Source organism: Microcoleus sp. LEGE 07076 (assembly GCF_015207455.1).
Lineage (GTDB): Bacteria > Cyanobacteriota > Cyanobacteriia > Cyanobacteriales > Microcoleaceae > Microcoleus.
Map to the genome: position 1 here is coordinate 1 of NZ_JADEWV010000151.1, position 14,521 is coordinate 14,521.

A 14,521-nucleotide genomic window follows, 5' to 3' on the forward strand; every position below is an offset into this window, starting at 1 on the left:
GCCCAAAGTCAAGCAACAGTTATCGGCGACTTCGAGATTGATGCCAAAGAAACTTTTTCCTTCAATTTCCAGACACTTTTAAATCTTGTAACATCTGTTGACAACCGCCAAGCCGAACGCGCCAGCGCCAGAGGAAGCATATTTTTTGGGTTGATTAACACTGTTACCAACATTCTGTTAGACTCTTTTCAACTTGCCAGCGGTTTAGACTCTTCAAGCGGCTTTTATTTAAATTTGTCCGCCAGCAACAACTTTAATCCCACAGCGATAAATTTTAATTTTCTGGCTATAGAAAGTGCATCAAAAAGCGTATTCTTTACTTCTGGGGTGTATTCGCGGACATTCGACAGCGCCACTAACTTAAGATTGGTAGAAGTTAAGAACAATATCGCAGAAGCAGAAGCAGAAGCTGTTCCCGAACCGACCACAATATTAGGTACTGCAATGTTTTTAGGCTGGTTTTTCAGAACGCGAAAACTCAAGAATAAATTGTCTGAAATCCAATCAAAAGTTTAGAAAAACCCCCAAAATAGATCCGTAGGGTGGGCACAGCGCACCTCTGTTAAGCTGTTCTGCATTTGAATTTAATTTTTCAGAGCGGCGAAGGTGCGCTGAATATCCAGTGTTTATTTGTGCAATAGCTTACCCGTCAACCATTCCCATCTTCTTCTTTTCCCAGATATGCCTCAATCACGCGAGGATCGGCGCGAATTTCTGCCGGAGTTCCCTCGGCAATTTTAGTACCGTACTCCATAACACTCACGCGATCGCTAATTCCCATCACCACTTTCATGTCGTGTTCGATCAGCAAAATACTCAAATCCAACTCATCGCGAATCCGGTAAATAAAGCGAGTTAAATCGGCTGTTTCGTTCGGATTCATTCCCGCAGTCGGTTCGTCCAAAAGCAAAACCTTTGGGTCAGAGGCCAAAGCCCTAGCAATTTCCAATCTGCGCTGGTCGCCGTAGGAAAGGTTTTTTGCCAACTCCGGCGCTTTTGAAGCACCTAAACCGACAAAATCCAGCATACTCAGCGCTTTTATTTTAGCTTCCCGTTCTTCAGCCCTCGCAGTTGGCGGGCGGAGGATTGCGCCCAACAAACCTGTTTTCATTCTGCTGTGCCTGCCTACCAAAACATTATCCACCACAGTCATATTGTTAAACAAGCGGATATTTTGAAAAGTTCTAGCAATGCCGAAACTTGTCAGGCGATCGGGAGGCAAACCCGTGATATTCTTATTTTCGAGGAGCAAGTTACCGGCAGTAGGTTTGTAGATACCCGTCAGCATATTAAAAAAAGTGGTTTTACCCGCACCGTTGGGGCCGATCAAACTGGCGATCGAGCCTTTTTCCAAAGTCAAGCTGACCTGATTTACCGCCGTCAAACCGCCGAATTGCATTGTAAGTTGCTGTGCTTCTAATAGTGACATTTTGGTGTTTTTTCCTGATAAGTGTTTTTACTTTGCAGTGTCCAGCATACAACTAAGAATACTTTCTAACACTGTTCAGCTAAGGTTTAATATCTCTCCAGCGTCTAGCTTCAATGTGGTGCTGTCTTAGCAATCGGTTAAAGTCTTCGGTATCAGTTGTTGCAATGATTACGTCTATTCCTATTCTCTTAATAATGACGGCTTGAGCGGCTATGATTAAGTCTGCATCGTAGGCTACATAAGAATTATTGTGTGCAAAAGCCCATACTTCAGCCGCTTCTTGCATTACGTTGCCCTCTTCGCAAGTAACTGGAAAATATGCAACTCCTGTTTTTATGATTAGCGCATCTAGCCTTTGAATAGCTTTAAGAGCTTTTTGTTTCTCTTCTGATCCAGATTTGCGATCGCGGATTCGTCTGATATGCTCGCGCCTTGCTTCATAGTTTACGATTTCGGATATAGCTAGAGAATATTCTTCATTTATTAGCGTCTCTAACCATTCCTTGCATTCAATTGCTTCTAGAATCGATTCTTTAACTTCGCTTTCAGCGTTTTGAGCCAACCTATTTTTGCTTTGGTCAACAAGGGGATGTATGAGTTTTCCGAGGACACCCGTATCTAAAAAAATTAACGTACTCATGAATTAGCTTGCTAGTTGTCTGATAGCTTTTTAAGCTCGTTAATATCCTCTTCACGCCAGGAACGCAGAGTTTTAAGGAGGTCTTCTTTATCATCTGTTTTTAGTGCATTGTTGGCTGCTTCATAGAGTGATTTATACGAAAATTTTTTGCGATCGTGCCTATCAATTTCCCACAAAATTGCTTTCGCTGCATTTCTTATGCTTATGGCTCCGCTGGTGATTTCATCTGCTGGTCTTTTCTTGGCATAATCTTCAAATGTTTTATAGCTGATGAATGCCTGAGCTATAGCTTTGGCTAATTCGCGACCTCTTTGGGTAAAGAAGCTGAGATAATTTTCTGCAATATCTAATAAATTGATGAGTCCTGTGTAAAATAATCCTAGTTGTTTTACTTCGTTGTCTTCAACAGATGCAGCAAGCGTACAAACTTTGGAAGATATCATTTTTCTAGATATTTTAGCCCAAAGTTGTACATTTTCTATGCCATCAACAGCTTCCTTCGGGGCAAAGTCTTTGTACTTTGTCTTAAATGCTTCGGCTCTAAGTTCAATTTCTTCTAAGCTTTTAAATCTCTGTACACGATTGGTTTCTGATTCAATTTCAATATAGAGATAAAGGTTATAGATTGACAGCAAATCTGTAAGAGCTTCCTCTGGTGCCAGAGCATCTTGAGATTGGAATGCTTTTTCTAAGGATTGTTGTATCGCTGCAAATTGTTCTCCAACTCCCTTAATTGCTTCGGTGTCATTGCTGTTTTCAATGATTTGTTTTGTCGCTAAAGTCATAGCTTTGAATAATTGGAGCGATTTCGCCTTGGCCAGACGATACAGAGGATGGCTAATCCTGCTGCGGTGACGGTCAAGCTTGTTAATTCCTAGTTTAGCCTGCCTGAGACACGTTGGTAAATACTTTTGGAGGCATTCGGGTACAGCAAAGTGCGATCGCCTGCGATCTGCGGTGCGCCAGCAGCCACTTGTGTAAGTTTAGTCAAATCTCTTGACTGACGCCCCCTACTACATTTTCTAACGTACACACAAAATAGAACTTAAAAAGATTAGATTCGAGGGAACGGCGAGGGCGATACTGTGCGTGCAAATCGGCCGTCGAAAAGTTCTCAATAAGTTTGAGATTGAGTTCGTCAGCCAAAGTGGCAATTTTGTCAAACCCAGTAATCCACGGTGCATACATACTTTCGTATTTATCTATATAATCATTGATATCTTGGTAGCCGGTGGTTCTCAAAATCACCTGCTCCGACATATAATCAAAGGACAATCGAAAACTCTTCACATTGTCTCGAATTTGTTCCAATACAGATATTACATCTTTTTTGGCAAGCAAGGTTGTGTTGCCTTCCCACAAAAAATATGTCGGTCGATCGAAGTCAAATTCGTTTTGTTTCAGTAAAGCTATTAAACCATTTTTTACGTAATCGCCGGGAATGTAGCGAACATTTGCCGTAACTTTGTTTGCTTTGAGAGTTGATTCTTTTAATTCCAGTGTCGCCCGATCGTCTATTTCAAAATAAATCACTTTTTCTCCATTCATTCTAGCAGCGCGAGTATCCAAACCAGATCCTAAAATAACTACTTGCTTGCAACCTCCTAAAATTTGATTTGACAAAACGTCATCAAAATATTTAGTCCGCAACTTAATCATTTCTTTCGCGGCGGGAGAGTTTTGAGCTATGTTGGCTGCTATTTTTTTTGTTTCCTCATTTAGCCATATTTTCACTACATTATCAGTGTAAAGAGGAATTGCTTCTTGATTTTCTTCCGCTCGAAATTCGGCAACGATAAAAGCAGTACCCATTACATTTTTCATTGCTAATTTTTTAACCTTATTTTAACTTTGTTTAACGACGCTGTAGGGTGCGTCAGTCTTGAGATTAGTGCGAAAAATTAAAGTTTTCTGACTGACGCACCCTACCTTATGCTACAGGAATTTTAGCGATTTTAGTAGGGTGCGTCAGTCTTGAGATTAGTGCGAAAAATTAAAGTTTTCTGACTGACGCACCCTACCTTATGCTACAGGAATTTTAGCGATTTTAGTAGGGTGCGTCAGTCTTGAGATTAGTGCGAAAAATTAAAGTTTTCTGACTGACGCACCCTACCTTATGCTACAGGAATTTTAGCGATTTTAGACTCTAGATTATTGACTTCTGGCATCTGCTAAAGACTCATTGCTGGCTTCACTATCTGAGTGCAGTTCTGCTTGGCGGATTTTATCTGGAATCAGTCCTTCTGGCCGCACGATCATCATTACAACGAGAGTTAAACCGAAGAGAAATAAACGCATTTGAATCGGGTCTAAACTGGTGGCGAGAAAGTCTCGCAACTGGGGGATTGCAATTCTGGGTAGTACAAAAGTATTCAGGAAACCTTTGAGGACTTGGGCGAGTTGGGGTAGATAAAGCCGATCGGCAGACATGATAATAATAGCGCCCAAAATCACTCCGGTCATGTTGCCCAAACCGCCTAAAATCACCATGCACAAGATAATCACCGAGACTGAGAAATCGAATACGCTGGGAAAAATTGCGCTGATATAGGCGGCGTAAAATGCGCCTGCAAAGCCCGAAAATGTGGCTCCCATCGCAAAAGCCGAAAGTTTGGTTTTGACTAGGTTAATGCCCATTGCACTGGCGGCTAATTCATCTTCGCGCATGGCATTCCAGGCCCGTCCCAAGCGGGAATCTCGCAGCCGCGAAATCATGAAGTAAGCGAAGACGACTAGCACTAAAATTAGGTAGTACCAGGGAAAGTAGTTGCCGGTGCTGAATGTGCCGACGATGGGGAGAGATGGCCGCCCGATCGGGTTTATGCCCGCTTCGCCGCCGGTGAGGTTGAAAGGTCGATCGCACCCAACCAGACACAGCACCAATTCCGGCTTGCCCAAAATTGCAGCCACAATCTTCGATACTGGTTCATCGATCCGAATCTCGGTTAAATTGCGAAACACAACCGGGATAATTTCGCCAAAACCGAGGGTAACAATTGCCAAATAATCGCCCTTGAGCCGCAGTGTGGGAATACCCAGGATTACGCCCGCAATGCCAGCTACAGCGGCGGCGATCGGCAAAACGATCCAAAAATTCCAAGCAATATTTATCTGCCCGGAAGATAGCAAAGCTGTCGTGTAAGCACCGATCGCAAAAAACGCCGCATATCCCAAATCCAACAAACCCGCAAAACCCACAGTAATATTCAAACCCAGCGCCAACATAATAAAGATTTGAATCTGTACTACCGTAGCAATCCAGCCGGTTTGAGCTTCGAGGTCGATAAACGGAAACAGAATTAGAATAAAAGCTAATGTTACCAGAGTTGCCAGCCGCTGGCGTTTTCCCGGTAAACCCTGCAAAGCACCCATTAACGAAGCTGTCAAAATTGCGATCGCCAAACTGCAAATTCCGTACAGCAAAGTAGTAGGTAAAGCCACAGCAGATTGACCGGAAAAAGGTCTAACTACAACTCCTTCTAAAACGCTAGCAACTAACAGCCAAACGCCCAATCCCAAACCGGATAAACTGCCAATTGTTGCACCAATTTTGGGACTTTCAACTTTCTGTTGTTGACAAGCCATGAAGCCGGCAGCCGTGCCCATCAGCCAGCCGATGACAGTTCCACTCCAACCGCCGAATAGGAGGACTGTCAAACAGCCGATCGCTCCTAAAATACCAGTCGATTTAATTGCTTTGATGATCTTGTTTGACATAGCAGGAAGTTATTAGTTATTGGTTATTAGTTATTAGTTATTGGTTATTGGTTAAATGCCCATTACCCATTACCCAGGAACTCGATCGACTGCTGGTTTTGGCAACTGGCGATCGGGCCAGCTACAGTTTAAAGTCTTTTGAGTTAGATTGTTGCACCAAAAGTGACGAAAATTCAAATATACTGGAACTGTTACCGCAACACACTTCAAACGGGCGATCGCCATATGGTACAAGCTCCTCAAAAAACTATCACCCTCGACGAGTTTTTGCAACTCCCAGAAACCAAACCCGCTAGCGAATACATCAACGGTGCGATCGTACAAAAACCCATGCCACAAGGAAAACACAGCACAATTCAGGGAGAACTCATCACGACGGTTAATGCAGCGGGTAAACCTCAGCGGATTGCTTGGGCATTTCCAGAACTTCGCTGCACCTTTGGCGGACGTTCTATTGTTCCAGATGTCGCGATTTTTGTTTGGAATCGTATTCCCCTAGACGCTGACGGCGAAATTGCCAATACATTTAACGCTCACCCAGACTGGACAATCGAAATTTTGTCCCCCGGCCAAAGCCAAACCAAAGTCACCCACAATATTTTGCACTGTTTGAATGCCGGTTGTCAGATGGGTTGGTTGCTCGATCCCGATGAAAAAACCATTTTAGCTTATCCCGCAAGGCAGCAGCCGATTTCATTGCAAGAACCGACAGATATACTACCGGTTCCCGAATTTATGGGGGAAATGCAGTTGACTTTAGGCGAAGTTTTTAGCTGGCTCAAACCTGGGAATGTTTAAAACGTAAAATTTGCTCGGGCTTTATTTCTTATTCGTCGCTGATCACGCTCGAATCACGTTGACGAAAAACTTCATATCCAGCAGCCATGAATATTCATACTGACGTACCGTTTCGATTCGAGTCCGAATGCTTCCTGTGAGTCGTAAAAAACGTTTATAGTTCCAATGAGTGCGATCGCCTAATTTCTCTGATTGAAGCATCTGCACCGACGATCGCGACAAATAATCCGATGTTCCGCGACCAGGATCGCGTCATCAGGGATGACCCGGAAATTTCCGCAGATTTGTTTCGGAGGCTCCGTCCCCACATTCTCGATCGCATGGGTAACTTTGTTCTAGTGGGCTTGAACCAACGTCTGAGGATGTATCGCTATCGATCGGGTCAGCGATTTGCGCCTCACATGGATCATTGGTATTGTCCAAATGATTCTCAGGTGACTCTTCACAGCGTTCTGGTGTACTTGAACGCTGATTTCGAGGGGGGAGAAACTCGCTTCACCGAACAACTCGAACATACCGTAGTCCCCAAAACTGGTATGACTGTGATTTTCCAACACAAACTCACGCACGAAGGATGTACAGTCAGAACTGGTACGAAGTACGCGATGCGTACCGATGTTATCTATGAAAGATTAGAAGGGAAGTAGCGATCGAATTTAATTATCTACCAATCTTTTTCTAAGGCAGTTATTACTCGTTACCAAGCAGAGCCTATTAGCCAGTTAAAGTTTTTGGCCGGGTGAAACCAGGGAATATTTAATTCGATCGCGATCGCACTTTTTAGGCGATCGCAAATCCCGTATGTTTGCGTACTTCCGGCGAATGAAACGCCAAGACAATGCAGTTTTCAGGAACACCACCCTCCAGTAATTCATCAGTAATACCGTCTTCCATACCGTCATAATGAATCCAGAGTTTACCGTTGCGAATTTCAACGTGAATGAGGCAATAGTGGAGTCGCTTGTGCCCCTCCCAGCCTTCAGTCATTAATAAAAACTCATTTCGGTCTTCGCTTACAATGACTTTGTTATTAATCTCGGCGTATGTGTAGGGTATGCTGGCATAATACGACAAGATTTTAACAATTAATTCGCGGTATTCGTCTAGTTTATCCATCTGGTAACAACCTCCTGAATAGGATCGATAACGATGATTTTTATTACTCCATCTTCCAGTACAACCTGCACGATATCTTCAGCAAAAAAACTCGCATAAATTTCTTCGGTAATTGCTAGATATAGGGTGCGATCTGGCTCTCTTTTAGATAGAATTTTCAAGTACAAAGTAAATTGTCCGATCGCATTTTCCCAATCTTTGACTGGAGACTTGCCAACAAAACTTTTGATTTCGACTGCAATTTTTTGTCCCTCGCGCTCGGCTGCTAGTAGTTTTTTAGCTCCCAAATCCACAAACACACCGCGCGAACCAAATTGCAGAGTCAGAGGAGCGTCTGTAATTATCCACCCATCCTTTTCTAAAACAGTCCTTACATTATAATGATAAATGTCTTTTGCGATTATTTCAACCCTGCACCTTCAAACCTTCTCCTGAACATTCTCGCCCAACAAACCCCCAGGCCGAAAAGCCAAAATCACCACCAAAACCCCAAACACCCAAGCATTAGTCCAGCGGCTCGACAAATACTGATCGCTCAAAGACGACAGCAGTCCAATCAAAACCCCTCCTAACATCGCCCCCACAATATTGCCAATCCCCCCCAAAACCGCCGCCGTAAAAGCCCTCAAACCAGCCGTAAAACCCATCGTAAACACGATCGTATTATTGTACAAGCCCACCAAAATCCCCGCCGAACCAGCCAAAGCCCCACCAATCAAAAAAGTCAGAGCAATAATCTGATCGACATTAATCCCCATAATCTTAGCAGCATCGCGGCTTTGAGCAGTAGCCCGCATCGCCTTTCCCAGACGAGTGTACTGCACAAACACATGAAGCAAAACCATCAATACTACAGCCACTACCAACACAACTAAATCCTTAGTTGTAAACACAATACTGGTTTCAATTCCCAAAGCTTTGAGAATATCAACTCGCGGCAACAAATCAGGAAAGCTTTTCGGAGCAGCCGAATTAGAACCCATAACCGGAATAAAAGCTTTCAATCCTCCCCAAAATAATCCCATATTTTGGAAAATAAACGAAACCCCGATCGCCGAAATTAAAGGAGCCAAACGCGGAGCATTTCGCAAAGGTCGATAAGCGTACTTTTCCACAACAATATTCAGTCCAGCACAAAACGCCGAACATACAATTAAAGCAACTAACATCACCGGTATCGCAACAGCCAAAGGTGCACCGTCTTCAATACCAAAAGCCCCGAACACAGTTAGGGAAGCAAAAGCGCCCAACATATACAAATCGCCGTGAGCAAAATTGATTAATTCAATAATGCCGTAAACCATCGTATAACCCAAAGCAATAATCGCAATCAGCGCGCCGTTAACCAAACCTACTAATAATTGTTGAATCAAAACTTCAGGACTGCTAGCTATTTCACCAACAATTTTGGGCAAGTCAAATCCGGCGATCGGCCCCAACAACAAAACTATATAAGCTACACCTAGATATAAAAGAATCCTTTTCCAGTTTTTCATAATTATTCGTAATTGGGCATTAAGATCGTTCATTCTACCTGTTTCTAGGCAGATATTAGAAACGCGGATTCGGAGACTCTACCTCCAATTTTTGATACTAGAAAATCGAGGCGATTTTCTAGTATCAAAGTGAGGCAGAGCCTCTAGATATCAGTTCCCAAGCAGAGCCTGGGAACCAGTTAAAACCACTAATGACTGATGACTAATGACTAATGACTAATGACTAATGACTAATTATTCCGTTTTGAGCGCGCTCACAAACTCCCACTTACCATCTTTAACAACATTTCCTGACATTGTAGTCAAACTCGTGTCGCCATTAGCGTCAAAACTCCAAGTGCCGAGTACCCCGTTAAAATCCTTAGTTGCCAAGACAGCATCGCGGATTGCAGCGCGGTCATTTTTGCAAACCTTATTAATTGCGCCGATCGCCACTTTAGCAGATTCGTAGGCATAAGCTGCATAAGCTTCCGGTTCAGCATTATATTTTGCCTTGTAACTTTGATACCACTTAGCGCCCTCACCAGTTAATTCTTTAGGAGGCAAGCCGCCAAAAGTAGCATAAACACCTTCGGCATCTTTGCCTCCGGCATCAATTAAAGCTTGATCTTTAATGCCGTCGGGCCCCATAAACTTAACTGCATCAGCGGCCATCCCGACATTTCTCATGTCTTTAATTATTTGTCCGGCATTGCTCTGAGTAGTGCCGCCGAAGTAAATCATGTCTGGATTTAAAGCTTTGATTTTATTCATTAACGCCTTGTAGTCGCTAGCTTTAATATCAATTCCCTCCCGGCCCAGGACTTGAATTCCCAACTTTTTAGCCGTTGCTTCAAAAACCTCAGCGATACCTTTGCCGTAAAGTTCTTGGTCGTCGAGAATGAAAACTTTTTGCACTCCTAAAGATTTTGCCCAGTTCCCAGCCACAGCTCCTTGAAGGTCATCAGCAGGGACAACGCGGGTGAAATTGCGAGTGCCTGCAGGATAATAAACGTTGGGTTCTTTGGGTTCGCCCGTTCCCGGTTTAGTCAGTCCCGGATAAGTGTTCGCCGGACTGATCATCACGACGTTAGCTTGGTTGAGCACGGGAATGGAAAGTTTAGCAGCACCGGAGTTGTAGTGACCGATCGCGGCAACTACCGAACCGTCAGCGACGATTTTATTAGAGTTGGACGTTACTTGGGACGGGTCCCATTTGCCGGCGGCGGCGGTGGCGTCATCGAGCACTTCGTATTCGATTTTGATTTTGCCGTCGCAGGCTTTGGAGTCGGTTTCGGCGAGTGCTTGTTTGATGCCGTTGACCATTGTTTGAGATTGACCCAAGGCGCTGCCTGTCATGGGGAGCATGGAGACAATTTTGACAGTATTGGGGTCTCCGGGGTTGCTAACGGCGACGGGAGAGGCTCCGGGACTGGCTCCGGGAGTTGTGGCGCTTGGTGTTTGAGGATTTTGGCAGCTAGCGCACAGAGAGGCTATGCCGGCGGCATAAAGTAATTTCCGCAATCCTGCGGCGCCGAGATTCTGTGTTGAGTTGGTTGTTGAGGGTGTGGCACTTTTGCCCCCAAACTTCTGGGAAAAGTTCATAGGTTGGTTTGTTTGTTGCTTGCGTCTTAGCATATTTTCACTGTGTAAGTCTGTAAGTCAAGAGTTAGCACAAGTTTTAAAAATTTGTGTCAACTGTCAATCGCCTTGGTGTGCTTGGCCCAAGTGCGATCGCACTTGGGATTTCCTCAGCCCAGACTTTTGCTTGTTCTGATTTCGAGTAAATCAGGTGTCAAACAACCTGAGTCGGTGATTCAACTTGATAAATCAAACGATAACCACCGCTCTTACCAACTTGGGCATCACTGTTTTTAGCCCGGACTTTGTAAACGGTCTATTGGATGCCTGTAATCTGGTTTCCGATGAAGTTTCCTTCGATCATCCGATCGATCGCGGGCTGAACATCGGTGGGAATTTGGCGATACTTTTGACTGACTCCTTTGAGGCGACGTTTGAAGAGTCCGGTGAATTTGGGTTGAACTGGCAGATCGGACATTGATGCCGTTTCAGAGTTCCTCGATGGGGAAAGTTTGTCCCGCTTTGGCTTGCTGGAGGGAGGTTTTCAGATCCGCCAGAATTTGGTGCTTGGAGTCGGTGTCTGAATCAAAATCTGAGTCTAAGTCTGGGGCGAGATCGGTTTGTATCCGACTGGTCAAAAATTCCCGGAATGTCCCGGTTAGAAAGTGTTGACCAGTCGGATACAAACAAAAAATGTGCCAGCGCCATATTTCCCAAAAATCAACTAGACTGCGAAATTAAAGACGCATCTTTATTTTCTTTTGAGCGATCGACACTAAAATCTTCATAGTACGATCGCTCAGTATTCACATCCCACAAATCGTGCTTTTCCCCCAGAATATTTCTCACTGCCAGCATCCCCGTCAGCATAGAATGGTCTTGGTTGTTGTATCGGTGCATACCATTTCGCCCGATCGTCTGCAAATTCTCAATTCCCTTCAAAAAATCTTCAAGTACCCGCAAATGCCCGCGATATTCGCCATCATAAACCGGATAAGCTTTGTGCTGCCGTATGACAACTCCATCTTCCACATCAGCAGTTGTTGCTAACCCCAAACCAACCAACTCGCGAGTTGCTAATTCCACAAGTTCAGCGTCCGACATTTCCCAAATATCGTCGCCTACACTACAAAAATATTCCATTCCCAAACAACTTTTGCTAGCGTCAGGAACTAAAGCAGCACTCCAATTCTTAAAGTTTTGAATTCGTCCCACCTTAACTTCGGGAGAGTGAATATAGATCCAGTTGTCGGGAAATAAGTCTTTGCGATCGACAATCAGCGCTACAATCAAAAAATCTCGATATTTGAGCGATCGCGCCGCGTGCAACACTTCTTCAGGCGGCTGCGGTTTCATCCGTGCTACCAGCGCCGATATCGGCATACTCGTAATAAAATGATCCGCCGAATACTGCACTAACTCTCCATTTTGTTCAGCAGTAATACTTTTAATCTTATTACCTTCACGCTCAAAGCTAATCACCTTAGTATCCAGATAAACTTTACCCTCTTTACTTTCGACAGCTTCCGCGAACTTTTCCCACATCATCCCCGGCCCCAAAGCCGGATAATCAAACTCTTTGATTAATGTTTTCGTATCGTTGCTACCAAACAAAGCATTAATAATTGCTGTCGTCAGCGACAACCCCTTAATTCGCTGTGCCGCCCAATCTGCTTGAATTTCCGAACAAGGAATTCCCCAAACTTTTTCAGTGTAAGTCTTAAAAAATGTTTTATACAAGCGTTCGCCAAAACGATTGATCACCCACTGTTCAAAAGTTTTTTCTTCCCTAAGTGGCCAAATTCTAACTTTCAGATAGCTCAAGACAATCAGTGCACTCTCAATTATCCCCAAATTAAACAGAGTATTGAAGGCACTGATCGGATAGTTAAAAAATTTACCTCGATAAAAAATTCTGGACAATCGAGGCACTTTAATAAACTCATTTCCCAGTACCTCTTGCCACAACTGCTGCACGGCTGCAACTTTAGTATAAAACCGGTGGCCGCCAATGTCAAAACGGTAGCCTTTGTAGGTTTCTGTGCGAGCTATTCCCCCAACTTTATCACCTTTTTCCAGTACAACAGGGACGATCCCTTGCTTGACTAGCTCGTAGGCCGCCGTCAAACCTGCTGGTCCAGCACCGACGATCGCAACCGGATAATGTTTCACTCAGCCTACCTCCAGCTTATTTCTCGAACTATACAATTATTTATAACTTCTAAAGTAGATATATGCACCCGTGCATACCCTGAGAAACTATCGATCGATCTGATGTTGAAGGACAATTTGCCTTGATTTATTCAGCGATACCGGCAAGCTAACTTTGCCAGTCAAGGGCTTTTTTTGGGACAAGTGCCGAGCGGTGCCGATCGCAAATGCCAGTCCGCTGTAAAAATAGAAAAGCCAGTGCCAGGGAATTGTTTTCAGGGCAAATACGATACCGTGTTTTTGCTGAAAAAATCGATAAACCCCTGCATTAATTGCTACCAGCGGCACAGCCACCACGCCAGCAGCTACCAAGCAGCTCAGCGACCAGCACGTCCCCAAAACCAGAAGCAGCACTGCATAAGTTAAAATCACGCTGATGCGGTTCGACACTTGCAAGTTGAGGTCGTTATTCAATTGCCGATCGCGCCAAATCAGTTCTGTCCAAGGCAGCGCTCGGTAAAAAAAATCAGCTTTCACCATCCCCATCGCTTCCCAGCGCTTTAAGTGCTTCACCTGCAACGTTTTGCACAGCCGAATTTTATAACCGGCCTGTTTCAAACGGTAGCCGAGTTCAATATCCTCGATCGAAGCTTGGCGGTAACTTTCATTAAACCCACCCATCTGCAAAAAAATTTCTCGGCGAATCACTCCGCAAGCGCCCCAAAAAGTCGAAGCTTCTTCACTAGCCGTTTGATGCACGTAATGGTGCAGCAGATTCCTGTACTGCGACAGAAAATCGGGATCTCCAGGAGCATCGTCGTAGGAACCGATGAAAGCAGCTAAGTAGGGATTATTTTTGAACACCGATATCGCATAACCCACTGCTTCAGGACAAACAGCCACATCAGCATCCACAAAAAACAGAATATCTCCCTTCGCAGCTTGCGCTCCCAAATTTCTCGCTCGGGCTGGGCCGCCGCATTCAGGAATTCTAATTAATTTTGCCCCAAATTCCTTAGCCAGAAGCCAAGAACCATCGCTTTCGCCATCTGCTACAACAATAATCTCGATCGGTCTCGGTACAGCTTGAGCCAGTTTTGACAAACACGTGCGGAAGTAAGAACCCCCGTTGTGGACTGGGACAATCACGGATACAGTCGGGTCTGCGGTAGAAATCATCACCTAAATAACTTAAATTGCATGGGGAAAAAATTGCTTGAATTTTAATGCTGTTATTTTACAAACAGTAAAATCAGCTCTACTGTTTTGTTTATAACTCGATCTCTATTTATATTCAACTATATTTTTTGCTGGTATTCTCGATCGCATATTTCCCCCTTCATGCCTGTATTCTACGTCATCTCTTCCTTACACTCAGGTGATGCAGACAGCAGCTTTACGAAATCTTTAAATATGTGATTGTTTTTGTAAACTTTAGAAAAAGCCCCACCAGCGATTGCCTCTGACAGTGTTCCACCGCACAATAATTTAATTTTACCACTCAGTATAAAGTAGTAAAATACTACAGTAAATATACTTGCAGTAGTGTGCGGTCAGTCGATCAAGGCATTGAAGATTTACTTACAGCATTCGATCGCCAAACACGAACAAAAA

17 protein-coding genes are annotated in these 14,521 nt (G+C 44.1%); 3 read left to right on the forward strand and 14 right to left on the reverse strand.

The window, feature by feature from the left end:
• Window positions 1-516 (forward strand): PEP-CTERM sorting domain-containing protein (locus IQ270_RS21470; protein WP_193975241.1); only part of this gene is annotated, 516 nt, incomplete at its 5' end.
• A gap of 133 nt (window positions 517-649) precedes the next feature.
• Here the strand turns inward: IQ270_RS21470 and IQ270_RS21475 are convergent.
• The 5 genes from IQ270_RS21475 to IQ270_RS21495 all read right to left on the reverse strand — a co-directional run bounded on the left by IQ270_RS21475 (window position 650) and on the right by IQ270_RS21495 (window position 5,786).
• Window positions 650-1,429 carry an ABC transporter ATP-binding protein gene (locus IQ270_RS21475; protein ID WP_193975242.1) on the reverse strand — a complete coding sequence of 260 codons (780 nt, stop codon included), beginning with the start codon at window positions 1,427-1,429 and terminating at the stop codon, window positions 650-652.
• 79 nt (window positions 1,430-1,508) lie between these two features.
• A complete protein-coding gene (locus tag IQ270_RS21480) occupies window positions 1,509-2,069 on the reverse strand; it encodes a hypothetical protein (RefSeq protein WP_193975243.1) in 561 nt (186 codons plus the stop codon).
• Window positions 2,070-2,080: 11 nt separating this feature from the next.
• Window positions 2,081-2,854 (reverse strand): hypothetical protein, encoded by a 774-nt coding sequence (locus IQ270_RS21485; RefSeq protein ID WP_193975244.1) that lies wholly within the window; start codon window positions 2,852-2,854, stop codon window positions 2,081-2,083.
• A 202-nt stretch (window positions 2,855-3,056) separates the two neighbouring features.
• Entirely contained in the window at window positions 3,057-3,893 is an 837-nt protein-coding gene (locus IQ270_RS21490) for a class I SAM-dependent methyltransferase (protein WP_193975245.1), read from the reverse strand.
• Window positions 3,894-4,220: 327 nt separating this feature from the next.
• Complete coding sequence (locus tag IQ270_RS21495; protein ID WP_193975246.1) at window positions 4,221-5,786, reverse strand: branched-chain amino acid ABC transporter permease; 1,566 nt, start codon at window positions 5,784-5,786, stop codon at window positions 4,221-4,223.
• A gap of 225 nt (window positions 5,787-6,011) precedes the next feature.
• On the opposite strand from IQ270_RS21495, the gene IQ270_RS21500 reads away from it, so the two are divergent.
• Window positions 6,012-6,584, forward strand: coding sequence for a Uma2 family endonuclease (locus IQ270_RS21500; RefSeq protein WP_193975254.1), 573 nt, complete (start codon window positions 6,012-6,014; stop codon window positions 6,582-6,584).
• Window positions 6,585-6,626: 42 nt separating this feature from the next.
• Here the strand turns inward: IQ270_RS21500 and IQ270_RS21505 are convergent, their stop codons facing one another.
• Window positions 6,627-6,785 (reverse strand): hypothetical protein, encoded by a 159-nt coding sequence (locus IQ270_RS21505; RefSeq protein ID WP_193975247.1) that lies wholly within the window; start codon window positions 6,783-6,785, stop codon window positions 6,627-6,629.
• Between the two features lie 29 nt (window positions 6,786-6,814).
• On the opposite strand from IQ270_RS21505, the gene IQ270_RS21510 reads away from it, so the two are divergent.
• A complete protein-coding gene (locus IQ270_RS21510) occupies window positions 6,815-7,231 on the forward strand; it encodes a 2OG-Fe(II) oxygenase (protein ID WP_193975248.1) in 417 nt (138 codons plus the stop codon).
• A gap of 133 nt (window positions 7,232-7,364) precedes the next feature.
• Here IQ270_RS21510 and IQ270_RS21515 read toward each other — a convergent pair whose 3' ends face one another.
• The 8 genes from IQ270_RS21515 to IQ270_RS21550 all read right to left on the reverse strand — a co-directional run bounded on the left by IQ270_RS21515 (window position 7,365) and on the right by IQ270_RS21550 (window position 14,086).
• The gene (locus IQ270_RS21515; RefSeq protein ID WP_193975249.1) at window positions 7,365-7,700 is read right to left on the reverse strand and encodes a XisI protein; all 336 of its coding nucleotides are present in this window, start codon (window positions 7,698-7,700) and stop codon (window positions 7,365-7,367) included.
• Window positions 7,688-8,104, reverse strand: a complete 417-nt coding sequence (locus IQ270_RS21520) for a XisH family protein (protein WP_193975255.1) — start codon at window positions 8,102-8,104, stop codon at window positions 7,688-7,690. The genes IQ270_RS21515 and IQ270_RS21520 overlap by 13 nt, the downstream gene beginning before the upstream one ends.
• Window positions 8,105-8,119: 15 nt before the next feature.
• Window positions 8,120-9,196: a branched-chain amino acid ABC transporter permease gene (locus tag IQ270_RS21525; RefSeq protein ID WP_193975250.1), complete on the reverse strand. Its 1,077-nt coding sequence runs from the start codon at window positions 9,194-9,196 to the stop codon at window positions 8,120-8,122.
• Window positions 9,197-9,430: 234 nt separating this feature from the next.
• A complete protein-coding gene (locus IQ270_RS21530; RefSeq protein ID WP_228056573.1) occupies window positions 9,431-10,780 on the reverse strand; it encodes a branched-chain amino acid ABC transporter substrate-binding protein in 1,350 nt (449 codons plus the stop codon).
• A 292-nt stretch (window positions 10,781-11,072) separates the two neighbouring features.
• On the reverse strand, window positions 11,073-11,234 hold the full coding sequence (locus tag IQ270_RS31280) for a hypothetical protein (protein WP_228056574.1): 162 nt from the start codon (window positions 11,232-11,234) through the stop codon (window positions 11,073-11,075).
• Window positions 11,235-11,244: 10 nt separating this feature from the next.
• On the reverse strand, window positions 11,245-11,394 hold the full coding sequence (locus IQ270_RS21540) for a hypothetical protein (RefSeq protein ID WP_193975252.1): 150 nt from the start codon (window positions 11,392-11,394) through the stop codon (window positions 11,245-11,247).
• 82 nt (window positions 11,395-11,476) lie between these two features.
• A complete protein-coding gene (locus IQ270_RS21545; RefSeq protein ID WP_193975253.1) occupies window positions 11,477-12,928 on the reverse strand; it encodes an NAD(P)/FAD-dependent oxidoreductase in 1,452 nt (483 codons plus the stop codon).
• A gap of 87 nt (window positions 12,929-13,015) precedes the next feature.
• A complete protein-coding gene (locus IQ270_RS21550) occupies window positions 13,016-14,086 on the reverse strand; it encodes a glycosyltransferase family 2 protein (protein WP_193975256.1) in 1,071 nt (356 codons plus the stop codon).
• Window positions 14,087-14,521: the final 435 nt, after the last annotated feature.